Annotated in this window: 15 protein-coding genes and 1 pseudogene; 4 read left to right on the top strand and 12 right to left on the bottom strand. The window is 32.6% G+C overall.

Annotated features, from left to right (window positions below; genetic code table 11):
* Window positions 1-70: 70 nt before the first annotated feature.
* The 8 genes and pseudogenes from BLW23_RS04000 to BLW23_RS04035 form a co-directional block, all read right to left on the bottom strand.
* Window positions 71-1,684, bottom strand: coding sequence for a glutamate synthase-related protein (locus BLW23_RS04000; protein WP_093667935.1), 1,614 nt, complete (start codon window positions 1,682-1,684; stop codon window positions 71-73).
* 182 nt (window positions 1,685-1,866) lie between these two features.
* Window positions 1,867-4,171, bottom strand: a pseudogene (locus BLW23_RS04005) (DNA topoisomerase 3).
* A 100-nt stretch (window positions 4,172-4,271) separates the two neighbouring features.
* Entirely contained in the window at window positions 4,272-6,500 is a 2,229-nt protein-coding gene (locus BLW23_RS04010; RefSeq protein ID WP_093667936.1) for a M1 family metallopeptidase, read from the bottom strand.
* 69 nt (window positions 6,501-6,569) lie between these two features.
* Window positions 6,570-7,064 carry a DUF6702 family protein gene (locus BLW23_RS04015; protein WP_143032106.1) on the bottom strand — a complete coding sequence of 165 codons (495 nt, stop codon included), beginning with the start codon at window positions 7,062-7,064 and terminating at the stop codon, window positions 6,570-6,572.
* 152 nt (window positions 7,065-7,216) lie between these two features.
* Window positions 7,217-7,996: a carboxypeptidase-like regulatory domain-containing protein gene (locus BLW23_RS04020; RefSeq protein ID WP_176829747.1), complete on the bottom strand. Its 780-nt coding sequence runs from the start codon at window positions 7,994-7,996 to the stop codon at window positions 7,217-7,219.
* A 43-nt stretch (window positions 7,997-8,039) separates the two neighbouring features.
* Window positions 8,040-8,843 (bottom strand): carboxypeptidase-like regulatory domain-containing protein, encoded by an 804-nt coding sequence (locus BLW23_RS04025; RefSeq protein WP_093667939.1) that lies wholly within the window; start codon window positions 8,841-8,843, stop codon window positions 8,040-8,042.
* 324 nt (window positions 8,844-9,167) lie between these two features.
* On the bottom strand, window positions 9,168-9,722 hold the full coding sequence (locus BLW23_RS04030; protein WP_093667940.1) for a hypothetical protein: 555 nt from the start codon (window positions 9,720-9,722) through the stop codon (window positions 9,168-9,170).
* A 238-nt stretch (window positions 9,723-9,960) separates the two neighbouring features.
* Window positions 9,961-10,761, bottom strand: coding sequence for a hypothetical protein (locus tag BLW23_RS04035; RefSeq protein WP_093667941.1), 801 nt, complete (start codon window positions 10,759-10,761; stop codon window positions 9,961-9,963).
* A gap of 329 nt (window positions 10,762-11,090) precedes the next feature.
* Between BLW23_RS04035 and pepE the strand changes: the two genes are divergently transcribed.
* The 4 genes from pepE to BLW23_RS04055 all read left to right on the top strand — a co-directional run bounded on the left by pepE (window position 11,091) and on the right by BLW23_RS04055 (window position 15,920).
* The gene (pepE, locus tag BLW23_RS04040) at window positions 11,091-11,792 is read left to right on the top strand and encodes a dipeptidase PepE (protein ID WP_093668449.1); all 702 of its coding nucleotides are present in this window, start codon (window positions 11,091-11,093) and stop codon (window positions 11,790-11,792) included.
* Window positions 11,793-11,967: 175 nt separating this feature from the next.
* Complete coding sequence (locus BLW23_RS04045) at window positions 11,968-12,603, top strand: TetR/AcrR family transcriptional regulator (protein ID WP_093667942.1); 636 nt, start codon at window positions 11,968-11,970, stop codon at window positions 12,601-12,603.
* 10 nt (window positions 12,604-12,613) lie between these two features.
* Window positions 12,614-13,090, top strand: a complete 477-nt coding sequence (locus BLW23_RS04050) for an Mpo1 family 2-hydroxy fatty acid dioxygenase (protein WP_093667943.1) — start codon at window positions 12,614-12,616, stop codon at window positions 13,088-13,090.
* Between the two features lie 61 nt (window positions 13,091-13,151).
* Window positions 13,152-15,920, top strand: a complete 2,769-nt coding sequence (locus BLW23_RS04055; protein WP_093667944.1) for a membrane dipeptidase — start codon at window positions 13,152-13,154, stop codon at window positions 15,918-15,920.
* Window positions 15,921-17,189: 1,269 nt separating this feature from the next.
* Here the strand turns inward: BLW23_RS04055 and BLW23_RS04060 are convergent.
* The 4 genes from BLW23_RS04060 to BLW23_RS04075 form a co-directional block, all read right to left on the bottom strand.
* Complete coding sequence (locus tag BLW23_RS04060; protein ID WP_093667945.1) at window positions 17,190-18,845, bottom strand: cadherin repeat domain-containing protein; 1,656 nt, start codon at window positions 18,843-18,845, stop codon at window positions 17,190-17,192.
* Between the two features lie 13 nt (window positions 18,846-18,858).
* On the bottom strand, window positions 18,859-19,236 hold the full coding sequence (locus BLW23_RS04065; protein WP_093667946.1) for a hypothetical protein: 378 nt from the start codon (window positions 19,234-19,236) through the stop codon (window positions 18,859-18,861).
* Between the two features lie 93 nt (window positions 19,237-19,329).
* The gene (locus BLW23_RS04070) at window positions 19,330-19,893 is read right to left on the bottom strand and encodes a DUF6515 family protein (protein WP_093667947.1); all 564 of its coding nucleotides are present in this window, start codon (window positions 19,891-19,893) and stop codon (window positions 19,330-19,332) included.
* A 112-nt stretch (window positions 19,894-20,005) separates the two neighbouring features.
* A complete protein-coding gene (locus tag BLW23_RS04075; RefSeq protein ID WP_093667948.1) occupies window positions 20,006-22,711 on the bottom strand; it encodes a carboxypeptidase-like regulatory domain-containing protein in 2,706 nt (901 codons plus the stop codon).
* Window positions 22,712-22,715 lie beyond the last annotated feature (4 nt).

The raw sequence follows: 22,715 nt of genomic DNA on the forward strand, positions 1-22,715 counted from the left end.
CAGCTGCAATTACAAGTAGTTTTATCTAATCACTTATACCAGCTATAAACAAAAAGGAGCTCTAATTCTTTTAAGGATTGATTCCAGCATAATGAATTCCTGTCAAATGATGTATATCTTTATTGAAAGTGGACAAATCCTCTTTATTGAACTTTTGAATGGCATCATACCCACAAGATCGAGCAACTACTTTAATCAAATCATTCGTAGCATTGAAGTAATTGTATAGTTGTTTCGCCGATTGTTCAATAATAATTCTACTACGCAGTGATTCTTTTTGTGTGGCTATTCCTACGGGACAATTGTTTGTTCCGCAAGCACGCATTCCTAGACAGCCTATGGCTTGTAAAGCGGAGTTAGAAACAGCAATGGCATCCGCGCCGAGCATTAATGCTTTGGCAAAATCTTCGGCAACTCGAAGCCCACCAGTGATAATGAGTGTTACATCAGATGCTCCGACTTTATCAAGATATTCTCTAGCTCTAGCCAGAGCAGGAATGGTAGGAACGTTAATATGATCTCTAAGAATAGTAGGAGCGGAGCCTGTTCCACCGCCACGACCGTCGAGAATTATATAATCGACACCAACGTCTAATGCAAATTGAATATCTTTTTCTATATGACTAGCTGCTATTTTAAAACCTATAGGAATACCTCCAGTACGATTTCTAACCTCATTGGAAAACTTTTTAAAATCATCGACAGTATGAAAATTAGGGTTTGCAGCGGGTGATATTGCGGTTTCACCTTCATTTAATCCTCTAACTTGTGCTATTTCTGCAGTAACCTTACTACCAGGTAAGTGGCCTCCCGTACCTGTTTTTGCTCCTTGACCTGCTTTAAAATGAAATGCTTGTACATGATCTAATTTATCCCATGAAAATCCAAATTGAGCAGAAGCTAGTTCATAAAAGTATTTAGAGTTATTAGCTTGCTCCTCAGGTAAAACACCACCTTCACCTGAGCAAATTCCTGTTCCAGCCATTTCAGCTCCCTTTGATAGCGCTATTTTTGCTTCTTTCGATAAAGCTCCAAAACTCATATCACTCACAAAAATAGGAATGTCTATTTTTAAAGGTCTTTTCGCTTTGGTGCCAATAATGGTTTCCGTTTTTACAGGATCATGATCTAATAAAGGACGAGAAGCTAGTTGTGCTGGTAGGAATTGAATATCATTCCATTTGGGCAAAGTATTTCTATCAACTCCCATGGATGCCGAAAAACCATGGTGACCAATTTTTTTAAGTTGGTTTTTCGCTAATTCTTTAATGTAACCGGTATATGGTTCGATTTCCTCGGGATGGGTATCAGCATAAGTTCCAAGGTAATCATCACGATTAAATGGCTGTGGATGAGTGATTTCAAATGCAATGATTTCATTCTCATCAATTAAAAGAGAATCACCTTCTATAAAGTGATTGAATTTATGGAGATATTCGTCATTATTATATTCACTTATTCCTGTATCATAACGATAATCCCAACCATGAACTCCGCAAATAAGGTTGTTACCATCAATGTGCCCATCAGCCAAAAGAGCACCCCGATGATGGCATCTTCCATATAATACAGAAATGCCAGTTTCATGTTTGATAATTACTAAATCTGTGTTTTTAACTAGGGCGTAGGTTGGTTTTTTTTCTTGTAATTTTGATAGTTTTGCAACTTCAATCTTTTTTATCATTCTCTTAAATGGTTAATTTAAACTTTTCAATTCATTTTGACGAATAGGTAACCTACTCATTACAGTTAAGTTAATGAATTTTTAGTTTATTGTGATAAAAAAGTTTAAAATGTAAAAATAATAGTATATATGTTGTTAAATTCTTTGTGAATTGATAAGAATGATTAAGAGTATTCTTGAATTTAGCTAGATATAATTTGATACACCAATTCTTTAGTCAATGGTTTTCCAGCGGCCATTTTTTTGATGTTTTCAAAGGTGAATACAAAATCGCAACCATTTTTATAATTTGAGCAACCATAAGCTGTTTTTCCTTTCAGTAAATCTCCTGTTTTACATTTAGGACATTTTGGAGTAGGGGAGTTTGTAGCCGCTGTTTTCTCCGTTTTTTGTTTAGGTTCTAATTTTAATTCGAAATTTTCATTGAATCGAAGTAAAGCTTCAATTTTACCTTGATCGGTTTTCCATCCTTTTAAATTAGTGGTACATCCTTTGTCAACAAGTCTTATTAATTGACTTTCAGATAACTTTTTTCCCATAAATTCAAAAGGGAGCATTAATTTACAGCCATTACTATATTCCGAACATCCATAGGCTTTTTTTCCTTTGAGTAACTTCCCTTTTTTACATTTAGGACAATCTTTTCCTACAAGTGTTTTCTTCTTAGAAGTAGTTTTTTTCTTTGCCGGAGTAATACTCTTTTGGGATTCAAAAGAAATACGTTTGTTTTTATTACTAGAACGAACTTCATACACTAAGGTATCTACCATTTTTTTCATTTGTTTGATGAAAGTACTTGGGTGGTATTCCCCTCGCTCAATTTCTTTAAGTCGTTTTTCCCATAGCCCAGTGAGTTCCGCAGATTTCAGTAGTTCGTTGTCAATTATATTAATTAGGTCAATACCAGTTTGAGTAGGAATGATTAGTTTTTTTTTGACGTTCTATATATTTTCTTTTAAAAAGAGTTTCAATAATACTAGCCCTGGTTGATGGTCGTCCAATACCATTTTCTTTCATTAATTCACGCATTTCATCATCATCAACTTGTTTGCCAGCTGTTTCCATGGCTCTTAACAAGCTAGCTTCGGTATAATTTCTTGGTGGTTTTGTTTCCTTTTGTAAAAACGAAGGCTCATGAGGACCTTTTTCTCCTTTTTCAAAAGTAGGTAATACTCCAGATTCGGAAGTTTTTTTAGTTTTTCCTTCAACTTCAAAAACGACTCTCCATCCTTTAGTTAATACTTCTTTTCCAGTAGTTTTAAAAGAAACGTCGTCGGCCTTTCCTGTAACAGCAGTATTGGCTATATCACTATCTGGATAAAATACACCAATAAATCTTCTAACAATTATATCATATACTTGTTGTTGATTGTATTGCAATTTTATTTGAATTCCTGTAGGTATAATAGCATGGTGATCCGTTACCTTTTTGTCATTGAATACTTTTGATGATTTTTTTATTTTCTTACCGAGAAGAGGCGCCGTTAAACTAGCGTATGCGGATAGATTTTTTAGGGTGCCAGGTACTTTTGGGTAAATATCATTTGGAAGAAAGGTCGTATCAACTCTAGGATACGTAACTACTTTCATTTCATATAGTTTTTGAGCTATTTTTAAAGTATCATCAGCAGAAAAGCCAAATTTATTATTACAATAAACTTGTAATCCTGTTAAATCGAATAATTTAGGAGCATACTCTTTTCCTTTTTTCTTCGTTACCGAGGTTATTTCAAACTCAGCTTCTTTTACTTTATTGGCAAAGCGTTCTCCGTCTTCTTTTTTTAGGAACCTACCTTCTTCACAATTAAACAGTGTTTCTCTATAGGTTGTTTGAAGTTCCCAATAAGCTTGCGGTTTAAAATTTCTAATTTCTGAATAGCGTTCAACTAACATCGCCAGGGTAGGAGTCTGTACTCTACCAATGGAAAGAACTTGGCGATCTCTACCAAATTTCACCGTGTATAAACGAGTAGCATTTAATCCTAACAACCAATCTCCAATGGCTCGTGAATATCCTGCATAAAATAGATTGTCGTATTGTTCTTCTTCTTTTAAATTATTAAAACCTTCTTTGATAGCCTCTTCGGTAAGAGAAGAAATCCATAATCGTTGAACTTTCCCTTTATAATTAGCCTGATTAATTACCCAGCGCTGAATAAGCTCTCCTTCTTGACCCGCATCCCCACAGTTTATAACAACAGCTGCTTTATCGAATAATGACTTTATAATATTGAACTGCTTTTGTATTCCGTTATCATCCGAAACTTTTGTATTGAAGCGTTCGGGAAGCATGGGTAAATTATTTAAATCCCAACTTTTCCAATAAGGTTTATAGTCTTTAGGTTCTAAAAGGGTACATAAATGACCGAAGGTATAGGTAACGGCATATCCATTTCCTTCAAAGTATCCATCACGTTTAGTATTGGCTCCTAAAATATTAGCTATTTCTCGAGCAACACTAGGCTTTTCAGCTATACAAACTTTCATTCAATCCTATTTAGAAAATCGAAAGTACTATATTTTGTGGTATTTATACAAACAAAAAACGTGGCTTATGCCACGTTTTTTCAACAATTACTATGTTTAGTTATTGTTTTATCTTGTTTTTGAACTTGTTAAACTTGTTTGCCTCTTGTTTTGGCCAACTATTGTTTGAAGTATCAATATCTGCAGTTTCTAGATCTGGATCAATCGCAAAACTTTTTATTTCTTTGTCTGACGAGAATACTCTTACTACGCTATTCTCATTTTTTTTCCAGATTTGAACAGGGTAGGTTTCACGTTTTTTAGTTCCATCAGCATATGTCATTTCAACAATGATAGGCATTACTAAACCTCCTGGCTTTTCAAATTCTACTTGATAGATATACTTTGGTAGTTTCTTTAAGTTAGCCTTCTTATCAGCTGGTAAACCATTTACATATGCTTCAATATCTTTATAGTTAGCATCTGCCTTTTCTGTGGTTAGATAAACCAATTTACCTAAGTTATTGAAATATGCAGGATATTGCTCTTGAAGCTTTTTGGTTTTTTCATTTGGCTTATCTGTAACATACAATGGTTTAACTTCTTTAATACCAATATCAGTATAATCTGTAGTATAGAACCATCCTCTCCAGAACCAGTCTAAATCCATTCCTGATGCATCTTCCATTGTTCTAAAGAAATCAGCTGGAGTAGGGTGCTTAAACATCCAACGCTTAGAGTAGGTTCTAAATGCATAGTCGAATAATTCAGGTCCCATAATAGTTTGACGTAACATATATAGTCCTGCAGCAGGTTTTGTATATGCGTTAGGTCCGAAATTATGAACATAATCTCCTTGAGACATGATTGGCGATAAACGCTTTTGATCTAAACTCATATAACGAACAATGTCTTTAGGTAAGTTATTCGTATTAAATGTAGGATCGTAATCAAGTTCTGCTAAGATCTCAACAAAAGAGTTTAATCCTTCATCCATCCAAGTCCATTGACGCTCATCTGAATTTACAATCATAGGGAAGAAGTTATGTCCTACCTCATGAGTAATTACACCGATCATTCCATTTTTGATACGATCAGAATAAGTTCCATCAGGGTTTGGTCTACCATAGTTGAAACATATCATAGGGTATTCCATACCTTGTCTTTTCGCGTGTACTGAAATTGCTTTTGAATACGGGTAATCAAAAGTCATTTTAGAATATTCTTCTAAAGTATTAGCAACAACTCTTGTTGAGTGCTCTTCCCATAAAGGATTTCCTTCTTTTGGATACAAAGAAACTGCCATTACAGATCTGCCGTTAATATTTACGGCCATTGCATCCCAAACATATTTTCTTGATGAAGCAAAAGCGAAGTCACGAACTCTATTGGCTTTAAAGTGCCAAGTTTTTGTTTTGGTAGCTCTGCTTTTTTCATTTTTTTCAGCCTCTTCTTGTGTTACAATGAAAACAGGGTTTTGATAAGATTTTCTTGCTTTTTCCCAACGTTTACGTTGTTCTTTAGACAAAACATCTTTTTCATTTTGTAAATCTCCAGTTGCGTCAACAATATGATCAGCTGGAACCGTTAATTTTACATCATAGTCACCAAATTCTAAGGCCCATTCACTACGTCCCCAGAACTGCATGTTTTGCCATCCTTCAACATTGTTATAAACAGCTAAACGTGGGAAGAATTGTGCTACGGTATAGTTTTTATTTCCATCAGGAAACGATTCAAAACCAGAACGACCACCATCATTAACGTAGTCAGGAATTAAAAAGTTCCATTTAATTCTAAACTTAAAAACATCTCCTGGCGCTAAAGACTTAGGAAGATTAATACGCATCATTGTACGATTAATCGTATGAGCTAAATCCCTTCCATCAGCATATTTTACAGCTTCAATATTGTAACCATAAGGTTTTGGTTGAGCCATATTATTTTTTACAAAATCAACAGGAGTAGAAAAAGAATCGGCTCCTTTTGAATCAGCCAAAGGGCTTTTTGAATCAGGTGCACGCATGTTTTGATCAAGCTGAACCCATAAATATTCTAAATGATCTTTAGAATTATTGTGATAAGTAATTGTTTCATCACCATATAATTTATTAGTAGCTTCATCAACTCTGATGTCCATTACATAATCTACCTTTTGTTGAGTATATGCATGTCCAGGAGCTCCTGAAGCTGTACGTTGATCATTTGGAGTTGCCAAAACGTCTTTTAACTGACGAAATTTGTTTTGGTCAGTATGACCTTTCTGCGGAGCTTTTTTTTCTACTTCCTGAGCAAATAAGGAAGCTGAAGCTAAAAAGACCGAAAATAGAAGCGATACGTTTTTTCTCATTTGTGCGTTTAAAAATTTGATTAAATTGTGTTGAAAATTAATATTAATATTAGTAAGATTAAGGTTTTATTAAAAATTTAACAAACCTTTATCATTTGTTTTGGTTAAAAAAAGACTTTTTCGATCTTTCCTTACCGTTGCTTTTATTAAGTTTTGTTGTTCTGGAAAATACTTTACCAACATGCTATTAGTTACATGAATAGATGCTACTTTATCTATGTTTTCGACTTCAAGATAAAAATAGAGGATATCCCCGTCATATTCTTTACCAATAAACTTATAAGTTTTTCGTTGATCGTTAATTTTTATTTTAAGATGCTTACTCAGATAATCGTAAAACAATTCATCTGCATTATCTATTTCAAATTTAGTGGCTAAATTTAAATTGGTAGCGTACTCTTTATTAACGGCTAGCTCAATGTCGTCTATAAAAACGTTCATAACCATTTCAACGCTCTTATTTTTTTCATTATGCTCTATTTCTGTTAAAGCGATATAATATTTATGCAAAGAAGTATATGATAAACATATAAAAGATATGCAGATAAGTATTACTTTTTTCACTGTTTAGTTTTTTAAATTAACCAATTGAAGAAGAGAACTGATGGTTCATTTAAGTTGTCATAACAATAGTAACATCATTTCATTCATTCGAAAAAAATGTACTCTTAAAACTGTAATAAATCAAGTAGCCCCTTTATGCAATTTAGTTGCATTTAGCCCCCTAAAGTAGTATTTTTATTGTAAAAATCAGATTTTAATTTCTTAAATTCTAAAGATTTGGATTTAATAAACTCAATAACAGCAAATTCTCCTTTTTGAAGTTCTAATTTGAAACCACGATCTTGTGCTAAAAAGTAAATAAACTGATATACATGATCTTCGTTAATATTTAATTCTCCGATAATATAATGAGTATAACTTTGTTTTAGTTTTTTTACAAGACTTTCTAAATCTTCGATGTCCTTAAGCTTTCTCAATTTTTTTATCCTACCCGATATGATGTTTAACATATAATCAGGAGACATTATAAAACCAAATCCAGTAAACATAACAGCAGAAGGCATTCCATTTGTAGCCGTATAAAGTCTTCTTTCTGCCACCGTTAATTTGGGAATACCAGCAAACGGAAGGTCTAAAGTCTCGGCATCAATTTGCTTTTCATGTTTTACTAGTTTGCTGTCAGAGGCTAAACTACCAATAAGATCAGTTTTTCGTATTTCTACTTCATTAAGATCAATTGATTTCTTCTCGAGGTAAATAACATTTCTTTTTATTCCGAAATGTTGTTTTTTTACCACCCAAGTAATATTCTTATAGCCCACAAATGAGATTGATAAGCTGTCATTTTCTTTTGCGTTTATCTTAAACTCACCGTTAACATTTGTGAAAGTACCATTTTTTGTTTGCGTATTAATAATATGAACATCGGGTAAAAAATCAAACTTATCCCTAATCTCAGCAAAAAAGAATGCTCTTTTTTCTTGAGAACTCATTTTTGCAATAATGAATACTAAGAGTAGGGAAGTAGCTATTTTTTTATTTATGTTCATTAATAACTTCGCTATACGATTTACTTTCGTTTTGTAGTATTTTAATTACTTCTAACTTTTCTCCTTTTTTATAATGGTTTTCAATGCCCAAAGGATTACAATATTCTAAAAAGTGATAGTATTTTTCTGGTGGAATTCCTAAATCAATAAAGAAAAACTTTGCTCCTAGTTCTTTCATTAGTTTTGCTGGCATTCCTTTTTTAAAGGCAAGTTCTTTTCGAAGGTTCCATAATTTTTTTGAATTTCCAAAAGGCATATTAACCGCAGTACCAACTCCTTCAAATAATGTTGTAGGGTCGGACTTTACTACGTCAGGACGCACATTTTTGTCGATATAATCATCACCATCTAAAATTCTCATATCAATTTCTGACAAATCCATTGTTTCCATTAAAGCATTATCCTTATAATTAACTGGAGTTTCTTTGATATCGGTTGTTATCGTTCCAATTAAATTATGCCTTCTAAGCTTAATTTCGTCAAGTGTATAGGTTGTTTTTTCAATAACGAATACATTTTTCTGAATACTTAGGTTCTTTTTCTCTATGATGACAAACTTGGTTTCGTACCCAACATATGAAAGTCGCAATAAATCATTAGGTTTTGCAGGTATTTCGAAATCACCGTCATCATTTGAATAAGTAGCCTGATTACTTGTTGTATTTACAATGTGTACATCGGATAACGATCCTAAGCGATTTAAAATTTTTCCCTTGATTAATTTTTGATTAATCTGAGAGAAAGCATGCAGTGAACAGAATATTACTATGTAGGTAAGTACGTTTTTCATTTGTGTTTTTTTAAGGAAAATAGGGGTTTAAATAAAAATTGATCTTGTTTTAATTGTGGGTTAATGACCAACAATTTAATTATCCAATGCTCGATTGGGTGTTTTAAAAAATTTCTCAATTAGACATCCTGTAAGAGTTTATTAGGGCGGTTCATTTAGTAATTTTTAATTGTTTCAAGATACGAAATACTTTCCTGTTGTAAAACATTTTTTATGCAATGGGTAGTACGGAATTAAATAAATCTCGAACAATTAGCAGTTTACAACTGGGGGTGGTTCGAGATTTATGAAGTTCGAATAAAATAAGATATCAATAGCTTATCTTTATTTCAATGGTTTATGATATAAAATACTTTCTTTTTTAAGAAGTTCTATTAATTCGAATGTTTTATTGTTTTGATATAACTCCTCTGCGTTACTATGTGAGCAGAATGTGATAAAATGATGATATTTTTCTTTTGGAATACCTAATTCTTCAAAGAAAAAATGATTTCCAAATTTCTTTAGTAAGCTATCTTCAAAGTTCAAATTTTGAGAATCCGGTTTCTCAGGTGTGCGATTATTTCTATTACTTTCCCAAAATACTAAACCTTGATTGTTTGGATTCGTTTTTTCGAAAAAGGGATCTGCTATACCATTTAGAGTTCTACAATCTAATTGAAGAGTATAGGGTATAACTGCACCGGGTTTAAACAAATGTAACTCGTCATGAGATTTTGGAAAAAAGAATATATCCTTATGAAATTTATCGATTTGTACTTTTAAATCATCGTTAAAATTATCTATTTTATAATTTAACGGAGTTTGCAGTGTTTTTTGCGCGATTGCAACATTAGCTGCGAAAAAAAAGGGAACGGAAATAAGTAGTGTTTTTAACATAGACGTTTGAGTTTTCTCAAATATAACTTTTCTCTTCTTAACTTTTAGTTAACCTTTGGTTAATATTCAGTTAAAAATAAAAGCGCTACGTTCGATAGAACGTATTAAAGTCGTTATGCATTAGAAGAGAGGATATCTCGGTACAACATTATTTCTCTTTTTATTGGCAAGGAGTATACTCGAAGTAACAAAATTAATTATACTAAATCATTGTTTAATAATGATATCATTTTAAAGTTTACTTGCTATTACTTTCATTAAGGTAACGTAGGCTTTCCTTTTTAAGAATTTCAATTAAAGGTAGTATTTCATTGGAATAAAAGAGTTTTTGAATGCCTTTGTATTCACAAAATGAGATAAAATGATAGTGTTTTTCTTTTGGGATTTTTAACTCATCAGTAAAGAAGTGACTTCCCAACTCTTGCAATAGTTTATGAGGAAAGTCTTGCTTTTGTTGTAATCGTTTTTTTCGTTCTCTTTCCTTTTTTAATCTTTTTCCGCTAGAAGAACTTACTCCTAAACCTTGAAATTGATTGGGCAAACCAACAATTGGAGCTGCCGAATAACGAATTTCATCACTTCCAATGGGCATTCTTGAAATCTCTGACATCATTCCTTTAATTCCAGAGGTCATTTTTCCAACTCTTTCTTCTTTATAATTAGTTGGCGTTTTTTTTGTATCAGATAATAAGTCACCTGATAATTGATGTTTTTTTACAACGACTTCCTTTAAAAGGTTGGTTTTAGTAGCCAATTGTATCGTCAGTTTTTCGTCGTTTATAATCACTTTAACCATTGTAATTATTTTAGTTTGATGTTGTATTGAGGTAATTTGGAGTTGATCATCTAAAGAAACGGTCATAGAAAAAGAACCTTCATCATTACTAAACGTACCTTGTTTTGTTGTTAGGTTTATAATATGAGCGTTGGTTACAATATCATGCTCGTCTGTAATTATTCCTTTTATAATTTTAGTCTTTTTTTGAGAATAGACTAGGGTGGTGGGTAGTAGTAATATAAAGAGTAGTGTTTTATGCATGAATATATGGTTTAGAAGAGTTTATACCATTTACAGGTGAAATTTACTGGGATAAAACATCATTTTCTTTTACAGTAAATTCAAATCATAAATGGCATTAGTTGTTTTACAAAGTAATAACTAATCCTTCTTAAATATGTTTTAAGAGCGTTGTAAACTTTTGTTAAAATCATACTTAATAGTTTTCGTATTTAAATTTTAAATGAATTTATTGGGGAATTTTGATAGAATACCTAGTTTTGATTCATATTTAATCAAAGAGCTGTTGTAATAGGGGAGGTTCCTGAAGGCAAATGAGCTCTAAATTTCCGATCATTAAAAACAAACAAATGAAAAAGCTGATTGTCGCAAGTACATCTACTGTTCATGGAAGTGGATATTTAGAATATATATTACCAAGGTTAAAAGATCATTTTAAGGATGTTACAGAACTATTATTTATTCCGTTTGCTAGGCCAGGAGGCATAAGTTACGATGGTTATACGCAAAAGGCGAAGGAGGCTTTTCAAAAGATAGGTATTTCGGTCAAAGGAATTCATGAATTTGATTCGGCAAAAGAAGCCGTAAAACAGGCAGAGGGAATTTTTACAGGAGGAGGAAACACCTTTGAATTGGTAAATCAGCTCTATAAAAATGAAATTGTTGAAGTTTTAAAGGAGGTATTAGAAGCTGGAACTCCATATTTAGGAACCAGTGCTGGAAGTAATATTTGCGGCGTTACGATGATGAATACTAATGATATGCCGATTGTATATCCACCGAGTTTTGATACTTTAGGAATGATTCCTTTTAATATTAATGCGCATTATTTAGATCCTGATCCGAGTTCAACACATATGGGTGAAACCCGTGAAACTAGAATAAAAGAGTATCATGTATTTAATGAAACGGCTGTTTTAGGTTTGCGTGAAGGAAGTTGGTTAGAAGTTTCTGGTGAGTCTACTGTATTGAAAGGAGAGTTAACAGCAAGACTATTTAAACCTTCAGCTGAACCCGTAGAATTAGAATCTAATACCGAAGTGAGTATCTAATAGCAAGAATAGATACTTTAGAATATAGCTTATAATATCATCTTAAAATCATTGTATTTTAGGGTGATTTTACTTTATGAATATGTTGTAATTACTTGATAATTTGGTTTTTATTTTAAAATTAGTATATTTATCCTAATAATTAGTACTCTTATACTAATTTACGTATTTCAAAATGAAACTCAAAACCAAAATATTATTGAAAGCAATTGAGCTATTCAATTCAGAAGGAATTGCGAATGTCTCTCCTAATAAAATAGCCAAGGCTCTTAATATTAGTGCAGGAAATCTAACCTATCATTATAAAACGAAATTAGATTTACTTACAGCCATCTTTGAGCGTATGGTAGCTGAATCTAAAGATTACTTAGGTTTCGGTACGCAACCAGCTTCATTAATGGAATTAAAACAGATTCTTTCAAATTTCAGGAAGTTACAGATCGATTATAATTTTATTTTTATTGATAATGTATTCATTACCAGAAAATATCCTACGATAGGGGAGCTGTTTAAACAATTAAGTTTAATAAGATTTGAAAATGGAAGAAAATTAATTGATGCTCTTATTGAATCTAAACGTGTAATTCCTGAGAATAACTATACAAACTACAATAATTTGGTTCATGTAATTTGGTTCATTAATATTTACTGGTCTTCCCAAGATGAACTGCTTCAAAATCATCTGAACAATAAAACCACTACTATTTCAACAGAAATCATCTGGAATTTGATTTACCCTTATTTAACCCCACTTGGAAAAAATGAATATGAAGAGATAAATGCATATAACAACGGAGTATTAAATAACTAAAATAAAAGAAATGAAATCAGTAGAACAATGGTTCGATGAATACGAAGTTAGTCATCAAACACCTTTTAATAAAACGATTCATTATATTTGTGTACCGCTTATATTTATAAGTACTGTAGGTCTTTTTTCTTCCATTCCTGTAGGTGATCTTTCAAGCATTTTTCCGTTGTCTATTGTTTCTTACGTGCATTTTGGAACTCTATTAATATTCTTATCACTGGTTTTTTACAGTACTTTATCAATTCCAATATTTGTAGGAATGTATGTCTTTTCAATGTTAACGTTATATATAAACCATTTAATGGCCGCGTATATAAACTTTCCTTTTTGGGCGCTATCCTTAATCATATTTGTGATTGCATGGATATTTCAGTTTATTGGACATAAGCATGAAGGAAAAAAACCTTCGTTATTCAAAGACATTCAGTTTTTACTGATTGGGCCAGCGTGGATATTAAATAAGCTTTACACTTTTTTTAAAAAGTAGGTTCACATCTTTTTTTAGTGATAAATCGCTAATTGACAATATCAAATTAATTCAACTTACTATGAAACAATTGTTTACACTTTTGATTCTGACATTGTACACTTCTGTATTATCTGCAGCAGTGAATGACCCAATTTATAGCTTGGCCAATACCTGTCAAAATATAAGTTTATTAAATTCAAAAGGAAAAGTCATTACAACAAACACCTATTTCCTAAAACCGTCTGCGTTAGGGGAGTTTATGTTGTACAAAAATGGCTCAGTACTGGTTGATGCCAGCGGAAATGTAGTTCTAAAAAACATTTCCACAACATATCATGGGCATGATTATTTGGTTTGGACTATAGAACAGTATGGTAGCACTTTCGCTTTTAGAAATAAGAGTACAGGAAAGTATATTAAAAAGAATGATAGCTGGTGGACATGGCTTCCTTGGGTGAGTGATTGGATTTCAACGTCTGATATAAATTCTGCCTCTAAATTTACGATGTCTCTAGCTGAAAATTGTGAAACTTTTCCGGAAATACCACTAAATGCTACTGTTACTGGAGATTTAGCTGGTAAAAACGCAGATGGAACACTTTATGGAATGGCTAATCTTCATGACCATTTCTTATCGGATAGAGCCATGGGAAATTTATTATTCACCGGACAAACGCATTCTCCTTATGGTGTTTACGATGCCTTTAATTGTTATGAAAGTCATGGAAGTCGTGGTCTTGACTTAACGAGTTTGGTTGCAATCGTTCATGATACTACAGTAGATACAGGGATTCATAACATTTTAAATCCAAATTTCAACTTATTTGGTTTTGCTGAATCTCATGATCCATATTCATATCCTGAATTAAATGCGTATCCTTCAGTAAAAGATATTGGACATCAAAAAGTATATTATCAATGGTTAAATAGAGCTAGGTTAGGAGGGTTACGATTAATAACCATGTTGTCGCAGTCGTCAAAATCGATTGTTCGTATTGCAAATCATGGTTTGGTAAAGAATTTATTACCATTTTTTAGCCCAGGAATGCAAATTACCCCAGTAATTACTGGTATGGAAGAGCATGAAATAGCTATGGGGAAATTAACAAGTTTAATTGACTATGTAGACGCGCAGGAGGGAGGTCCTGGAAAAGGGTGGCTGAAAATAGCCTATTCTCCCGCACAAGCAAGAAAGATTATTAATGATGGTAATCTTGCCGTAATAATAGGAATGGAACATCCTGATTTTTTGAACTGTACTGAAAATAGCACGCCTTGTACAAGAGCTTATATTGTTTCTGAACTCGACAGATTACATGCTCAAGGAGTTCGTGTTGTTTTTCCAACACATCATTATGACAATCAGTTTTCTGGTAGTAGTTTATTTTCTGAATCTGTTGAATTATTAGCTATGTTAGATACAAACAAGCCAATAGAATACCAAGTATCCGATGAAAACTTACCATTTAGTACCGAATATATACCTTCTTTAAGAAATGGTAATGTATCCATTGTTTTAAAAGGATTATTAGCAATTTTCGGATACAATCTATTCAATGGGTTTTCAGATATACCAAGAGATGTCAATGGAGAATTGTTCCATGGTTATGAAAATGCTAGAGGATTGACTCAAACAGGTGAAATTTTAGTAGAAGAACTACTAAAACGAGGGATGATGATTGATATGTCTCATATGAGTCCGCAAGCTGTTCGCGATGTTATTGCCATTACCGATGAATACGGATATCCACCTTTGTTTACGCATTTTTCAATTGAAGAAGGAGCACACCATGAAAGTGATGCGAGTTATATTTACACAAGAGGAGGAATTGTTTCACCACAAATTGATAGGAGCCAGGATGGAAGAGATTGTGCTTATACATCAACGAATTTAATTGCGGTTTTTAATGATACTGGCGATGTTTCTGAACAGCATAAAGGATTGCGATCTGCGAGCATGTCTACCGACTTCTTTGGGACGCTTACAGGACCAGGACCAAGACTGAACAATACGTTTAATCATTGTGAAAATTCAACTTCATTTGGAGGAACCATGGAATATCCTTTTACATCAAGAGACGGAAAAGTGGTTTTTGAGAAACAAACCTCTGGAAATCAGACGTACGACTATAATTATGATGGTATGGCACATATAGGTTTATTACCTGATTTAATTGAAGATATGAGAATTCAGTCTGATTCGGAAGGAGCCATTGCTGCTTTGTTCAATGGAGCTGAAGAATATGTGCGATTCTGGGAGGAATGTGAAAGAGCAGCATCAAGAGTAGAGGATAGGAGAGCTATTGTTTCAAATCCTGAAAAACCAAGAAACTTGAATCGACTTGAGGATCAAAATAGTATGAATGGATTGCCAATAGAGTTATTGGATAATTCGGTTGTTAGTGAGAATCTTGCAGCTTTACAGTCAAATACCCAAGCTGTAGAAAGTATCAAAGACTTGTTTAATATTGATATAACGAATCTCACTTCGGATGAGATTATCCATACTTTAATTGATGAATATCAGATCACTGCAGAACAAATTGAATTAGCAAATGATATCAACGGTACTGATTTGAACTTGAATGCTATTTCGAATTCACAAGAAGAAACTACAAACGAACCTATTTTCTCAAAGAATAGAATTAGCGTATATCCAACGTATGTGGAGAATAAAGTTAATGTAGAAAGTATTGAGGATGTTCGTGATATAACTGTGACGATTACAAATATTTCAGGAAAAGTAATTTTCACTCAGGAATATAAAACTTTGAAAGCCGAAACTATGCAAGGATTTCAAAAGTTTTCACCAGGAGTTTATATTTTAAAGACAAGGCAGGAAACATAAATCAATCGTTTAAAGTGATTAAGAAATAAAACACAAATAGGTTTTTATTGTTTGGTAAGTTGAATTGTTGGTTCATATTTGGGGGGATATGGCTAACGTTCAATTTACCTTTTTTAATTTTTGGTTTTCAATACAAGAATATATTTTTAAGTTTTAAATATTCTATTTAACATAATATTAATTATAGTACAAATATAATATATGAGTAAAATGGCGAATACAGCGTATTTAGCATAATTATAGATATAACTAACGCGTTCAGCGTTTTATATCGTCAACAATTATGTTACAGCCATTTTACGACCTAAGTTTCATTTATATTCGTAAGCTATAATTCTCTATTATGTAAAATATCCCAGGAAGTCTTGTACACAAAATAAACTGCAGTACTTGGGTCATTAAACATTTGGCTTTAGTGCTAAATAAGAAACATCCTGCTGTTTGTACTATAATTAGACGCTATGTAAAATTGCCGCGCCCAACCGCTTTATTGTTTTTAAAAAATTAAATGCTTTATGGCATCTATTTTTAAACTCAATTTGCCAAAGCTTGGCCACACCAAAAAAAGCTAAACCTTTTGCTCTTAATTATAATTCTCGTATTCGAGGAAAATCCCGTAAAATTTTTTTCTACGACATTCTCGTTAGCATTACGCAACAGTACAAAATTTTCCTTTGCTCAAATCCTTACTTAAAAATTTCTGTACACTTGCTTTATTCTTACTTCCATTAGAGCATTCTTTTAATTGTAACTTCTAATATTATGTAAAATAGAAATTGAAACTGTAGAACTTCTTAAGGTTTGATTTATCTTTTTTTCTTGGATAAAAAAAGAAACAAAAAAATCAAGGCTGCACAAACCTTTGGAAACAATGTACGGCTCAATCGCTATATTTTAGAAAACATTATAACGTTTTAAGACTACTTAGAGCTTGCATTAAAATCTGTTAGTATTAAGAATATGTATTGCTAGCTCTCTAAAATATGTACGCTCTTTCACCTATTGTTTTAGCCAAAGTTTTCTGAGGCCGTTTTGCCATCGCTACATCTGGATAAAAAACACAGATTCTATTTTACATAATATTATAGAATTATGCCTTTTATTATCTCAAATCTTACTTTGTAATCTTAGCACTTTTTTCTATCTCAAAAATCAATAGGCGGATTTTAAGCAACTACTTTATACTTAAATAAACGCAATAGCGGTTTAAGTTTTCACTCAAACCGCTATTGTTATACACCGTTTTAGGTGCCGTTATTGATAATATTTTTAGTTTGTTATACGCATCGGGTTATCTAATGCTATAATTACAGGTTCTAAATCCCTTGGTCCAGGCTGTGTGTAGTTAACGTTTGAAAAAGGTGTTGTTCCTGGTCCGCCTGGGTTATAAAAAGCATCATAACCACCTTCTAAACTTGGAATTTCTACGAATGTAATGTTTCTTGCCGCAGCCTCATCACCTTCAATAATAATGTCTATGTAATTGTCTCTATCTTCCATATAGCAATCTCCATATACTGTGCCATTAAAGCCTTCCACGTTTCCTAAATCTGATAATCCCAATACTTTTAGGGTACCACCTTCAACTTGGTAATCCACACCAACATCTTCGATTAAAACTGTTGAACCGTCTGTAGCTGTAGCATGAATTCTAAAAAAACGTTCATAATCTGTTGGTAGTACTCCACGAACTCCATCTGGTGAAAAACCACCTGAGGTTAGCACACGAAGTCGGAAATCGCCACCACCATATAAATCAAATTCGTCGTTTTGCGGCAATTGCGCGTTCACAATAGGATTGCTAATACCTTCACCAATTGCTTGTGTTCCTACGTGGTTCAGTTTAGCGCCCACCAATCTTGGTCCATTATTTGGGTCGTATGGGCTTGTAGTGGTTTCCCAAGATAGCCCCACAGCGCTTACCATTTGGTTATTAGGCCCAGCCAACATTAACGGTGTGTCACCTGCTACGATTTCTACTCTTACAGGAAAACGTGCATCTGAGTCTGTACTAGGCAGTCGGTTACCAAATTCACCAAAAACTACGATACAGTTACGTTCATTATTTTCAAAATTAGGTAGTATACCAATTGCCATTGGCGAAACTACTTCTCCCGTATTCAATGTAACTTGAACATCATTTATATCTATTGTATTGGTTAACACAGGCCAACTGAACACAATAGGCATACCATCTAAACCTAAAGCACCATCTTTTAAAAACTGCTGATAAGGAGTTTTTAATATATATCCATTAGCTAATTGCTGTTGCGTTACTGAAGAAGTTAAGGATCCTGTATTACCGTTATCACAATTAACATCGGACAGCCAAGCGCCTCCTGCTTGTTCAACCAGTTGTTGATTGATTTCTGTACTAGGCAATCCAATAATATCTCCAAAACCATATGATGCCGAAAGGATTTCTGGAGTTTCTGACCAATAGTCAGCTCCAACTAAAGTTCCATCATAAAAAAGTGATAAAGGTCCTTGTGGGAAAGTAACGGTTATTTCAACCAAGTTAATGGTAATAGTAGCATTAGTATTATTTTGTCCATCACTAACTTGCACAGTTAACGTATATGTTGTGGTTGGATTTAGTGCTTCTGAAATGGTAATCATTCCGGTTGTACTGTCTATTGCAAATATGTTATCGTCATTATTCGCAGTAATGCTGTAGCTTAAAATATCGTTATCTTCGTCAGTAGCTAAAACCTGTCCTACTGAAGTACCTATGGCTGCGTCATTTGTTATTGAAAATGTTTGATTTTCCATTAAAGGCGCTGCGTTATTTATAGAATTATCGTCATCATGAGAGCAACTTAATAAAAGAACTAATGTTCCTAATATTAATATTGTTTTCGAATTCAGTGCTGTTAACATATCTGACATAAATGTTCTAAAGTTATATTTTATCGTTTTAATCATTTTGTTTGCTTTTTTAATTTCTACTTTTACGTTCTTCCTTCATCTTCTTTTGTATTTCCTTTTGGGTCTTTTTATACATCTTATATTGTTCAGCAGAAAGCAATGTTTTCATTTCTTTGTTTTTAGAACTTTTAATCGATTTAAATTCCTTGTACTTAGCAAATTTACTCTTACCACTCGCTTTTAATGTTTTCATTTGAAGTGCATACTTTTTCGTAATTTCTTCAAATTTTGGTTGCTGTTCTTCGGATAAATCTAATTTCTCAAAGTACAGCTCTAACTTCTGTTTAACCTGCTCTTTTTGTTCTTCTGTAAATTCTCTGTCTTGTGCAAAAGTTATCGTGCTAACTAACAATAGGATTATTACGATACTAGTTTTTAATAATTTCATGTTTCTATTTTTTATTGTTTTTTAATTATTATTATAAAAAGATTACTGAGTTTTTAATTGTTTTTCAAAATTCGGGCTATCATTTCGAATTAGTTATTCTTCTAAATTACCCACAATTTTAAAACCTTTACCATCTGGAGTGGTAACTACTTTATACAATTTACCATCATATTCATAAAATGTTTTTCCATCTATTTCTACCTGTTCTGCTTCCTCTGGCAATTCATACACTATGATATTGTCGGGCGCTTCTACCACTTTATAACCATTGTTAACAGGAACATAATAAACTCCTTCAAAATAAAAGTAGGGTCTTCCTGCAATTACAATTCTTCTGTAGCCAACAGGTAACACTTTAACTCTTACGCCTCTTGGTGCCGTAACTACAATATATCTTCCTCTATTATATCTGTAATAACGACCCTTGTAATAGTGATATCTAATACCGTTACGTTTTATAACAACTGCTGTAGCAGGTAATGTTCTTACTGCTCTTACAACAGGTGTAGGTCTTTTATAAACAACTCTGGGACTCGTTGTTCTTACAACTGTTCTATGAGGCGTTTTTACAACTACTCTTCTTTGGGCATTTGTTATCTGAGTGATAAAAAGCATTCCCAGAATAGTTAGTATGGTTACTATTTTAACTGACTTCATTTATATTGATTTAAATTTACACTACTCTTCAAAAGTAGCATGGAAGACAAGAGGATTAAAATTTACTATACAGAGCCTTAAAATGTATAGATGAATCCCCTCTTTAAGGGATTTATAAATTATAGGTAACCGTTAAAAAACCGTAACGCGGTTGTACAAAATATTCCGATGTGGTAGAAAAAGCTTCGTTATATTTATTTTGATTTATAGATTGGGTATTGAAAATATTCTTAACACCTGCTCTGTATTCCCATTTACTGTCTTTTTTCCCATAATAAAGATTTGCATTTAAAAAAGAATATGAGTTTAGCGTCTGATGATCATCAGAATAATTATAGAAGCTATAATCGGATGTAAAAGAAAAATTTGTAAAGAATACCATTTCTAACTTTGCAAAAGGATTGTCTGTATAAAAGGTGTTTTTAGTACCTGAATTTGTAAAATCGCTTATAGCACGTTGGTAACCGACCTCAAAATTGGGGCCTTTTTTAAAATTTGTCAAAACACTTGCTTTATAGCGCTGTGTTAGTGATTCTGATTCGGTTATTTCACCGTTTACCAAATTAAAATTATTGAGCCAGGACACATTAGCGTTTAAGTTAACTTTATACTTACCCATGGTTTTATCCCAACGAAATATTCCGTTAAGGCTTTCATCTGTTACGATTGAATTAATAGGTGTAGATACCGAGTTGATTCCTTGATAGCTAAGACTATTTTTAATGGGGTTATTCATTTTTTTATATCGTAATGAAGCTAATACATTCGTATAATTAAACAAACTAAAACTACGATAGTTTAAACTGAAACTATCGTACAGACCATTTTTAATCTCATTATTTCCTTGAAATAGTGAATTATAATTATTGAACACATAGCCTTGTGCGACACTATTTACATCAGGGTATTCTACAGTTTTAGAATAGTTAAATCGTAAACTTTCCGATTTTTTAAATTGTAGATTAGTATAAAAATTAGGTAATAGCTTGGTTTGCCTATCTTCCTGTTTTTCTTCGAGTTGTTGGTTAGTGTACGTGTAGTTATGAAGGGTTACTCCTGGTGCAAATGTGAATTTTCCAGTAACAAATTTATACTTTGCCCCTACGTAGATATCTAAAAAGTTAGCAGTAACATCATTACTAAACGTATCTTCTGAAAAGTCATTGATACTTCCATCGTCCAAGGTTTGAAAAATTGAAGAATCAAAATGCTGTTTACTATTTGTCCCTCCAATAAAAAAGTTTAAATTACTGGTTTTATTTAGTACATTGTAATAATTCACTTTAGCATCCAACTTATGGGTATTGATTGTTTTATCTTGATGTATTCCGTAATCTTCTTGCGCGGTATCATAAGGAAAAACCGTAGAAAACGGCAATACTACTACACTTGGATTTTCACCTAATCCTAAAAGTGTTGCATTGTAAAAAGGGGTTTCTTTAGACCATAAATGTTGTACTTCGGCTGAAAAAATATGTCCATCGTTTAGTGTATAATAGAGATTTGCATTCTGGTTAATCGAAAAAGGAGTATCTTCTTTTAACTCATTTATGGAATTATTTGTAATAGCTGTCATAGACAAAACGCTACTACTTTCTTTTTGTTCTGATCCTTTAAAAAACACGTCATAATCTAATTGAAAGTTGTTATGCGGTTTATAAGAGGCACTTATTTTTCCAAGACCTAAATTGTTATCTTGAACAGAACTTGTTGTGGTTTCCTCTGTTAAATTATCTAAAATGTAATCTCTTGTGGTTATTTCTTCAATATCATTTTTTGATCCAGAATAAATAAAGAATCCACTTATATCAAGGCTTTCACTTGGTGCATAGCTAAAATTTACTGCTCCAAATTTAGTTTCAATTTCATTTGCCATATTGTTTTGCAATAATGAAAAGCCCAAATTATCGGAAGTTAAATTCAGGGCAGTACCAGTACCTTCTAGGTTTTTAAAACCTCCCGAAAATTTAAAATAGTCTCTGCGAGTAAAAGGTATTTCACCTATATTATTGATGTCGGTTATAATATTAATACTGTTTTTCGGGCTGTAATAAAACAACTTGGGGTGCACTAAATATCGTTCGTCTGGTCCACCACCAGCTGTAATATCCCCAAACCAGAAATTCTTTTTTCCTTCTTTGAGTTTAATATTAATAGCCATGCTATCTTCATCATTCATTACACCTTTTAGTTGTGATATTTCATTATAGTTTTTAAGTACTTCTACTTTTTCGATAGCACTAGAGGGAATGTTTTCTACAGCCAGTTTAGAATCGCCATCAAAAAAGTCTTTTCCTTCTATCATTACCTTTTGTACTCGGTTGCCTTCAACCTCAATTTCTCCATCATCATTAATTTCTACTCCTGGTAATTTCTTAAGTACATCACCTAATTTTTTTTCTGTTCCGTTCTTAAAAGAATCAGCATTGTAGACAATAGTGTCTCCTTTAACTGAAACTGGCATTTCATAGCTAATTACCACTTCATCTAATTGACTATCGTCTTTATTAAGAATAAAGTTTTTTTCAAAATCTATTGACGATTCAGTTACCTCTATAGTCTCAGAGATAGTTTTGTATCCTATAAAGCTGACTTTTAAAATGTAATTAGCGTTATATTTAAGTGAGAATTGATATTTTCCTATATTATTTGTAACCGAGTATGATGCTAACTTTCTTGTTACGCTGTTTATGGCAACCACATTGGCATATTCTAATGGTAAGCCAGTATTATCTTTAATAAGTCCTGAAACTTTTACCTCTTGAGAGAAGGTATTAACAAAAAATATCATGAATGGTATGAATATAATTTTTCTCATAACT

The organism is Tenacibaculum sp. MAR_2009_124 (assembly GCF_900105455.1).
Taxonomy (GTDB): Bacteria; Bacteroidota; Bacteroidia; order Flavobacteriales; family Flavobacteriaceae; genus Polaribacter.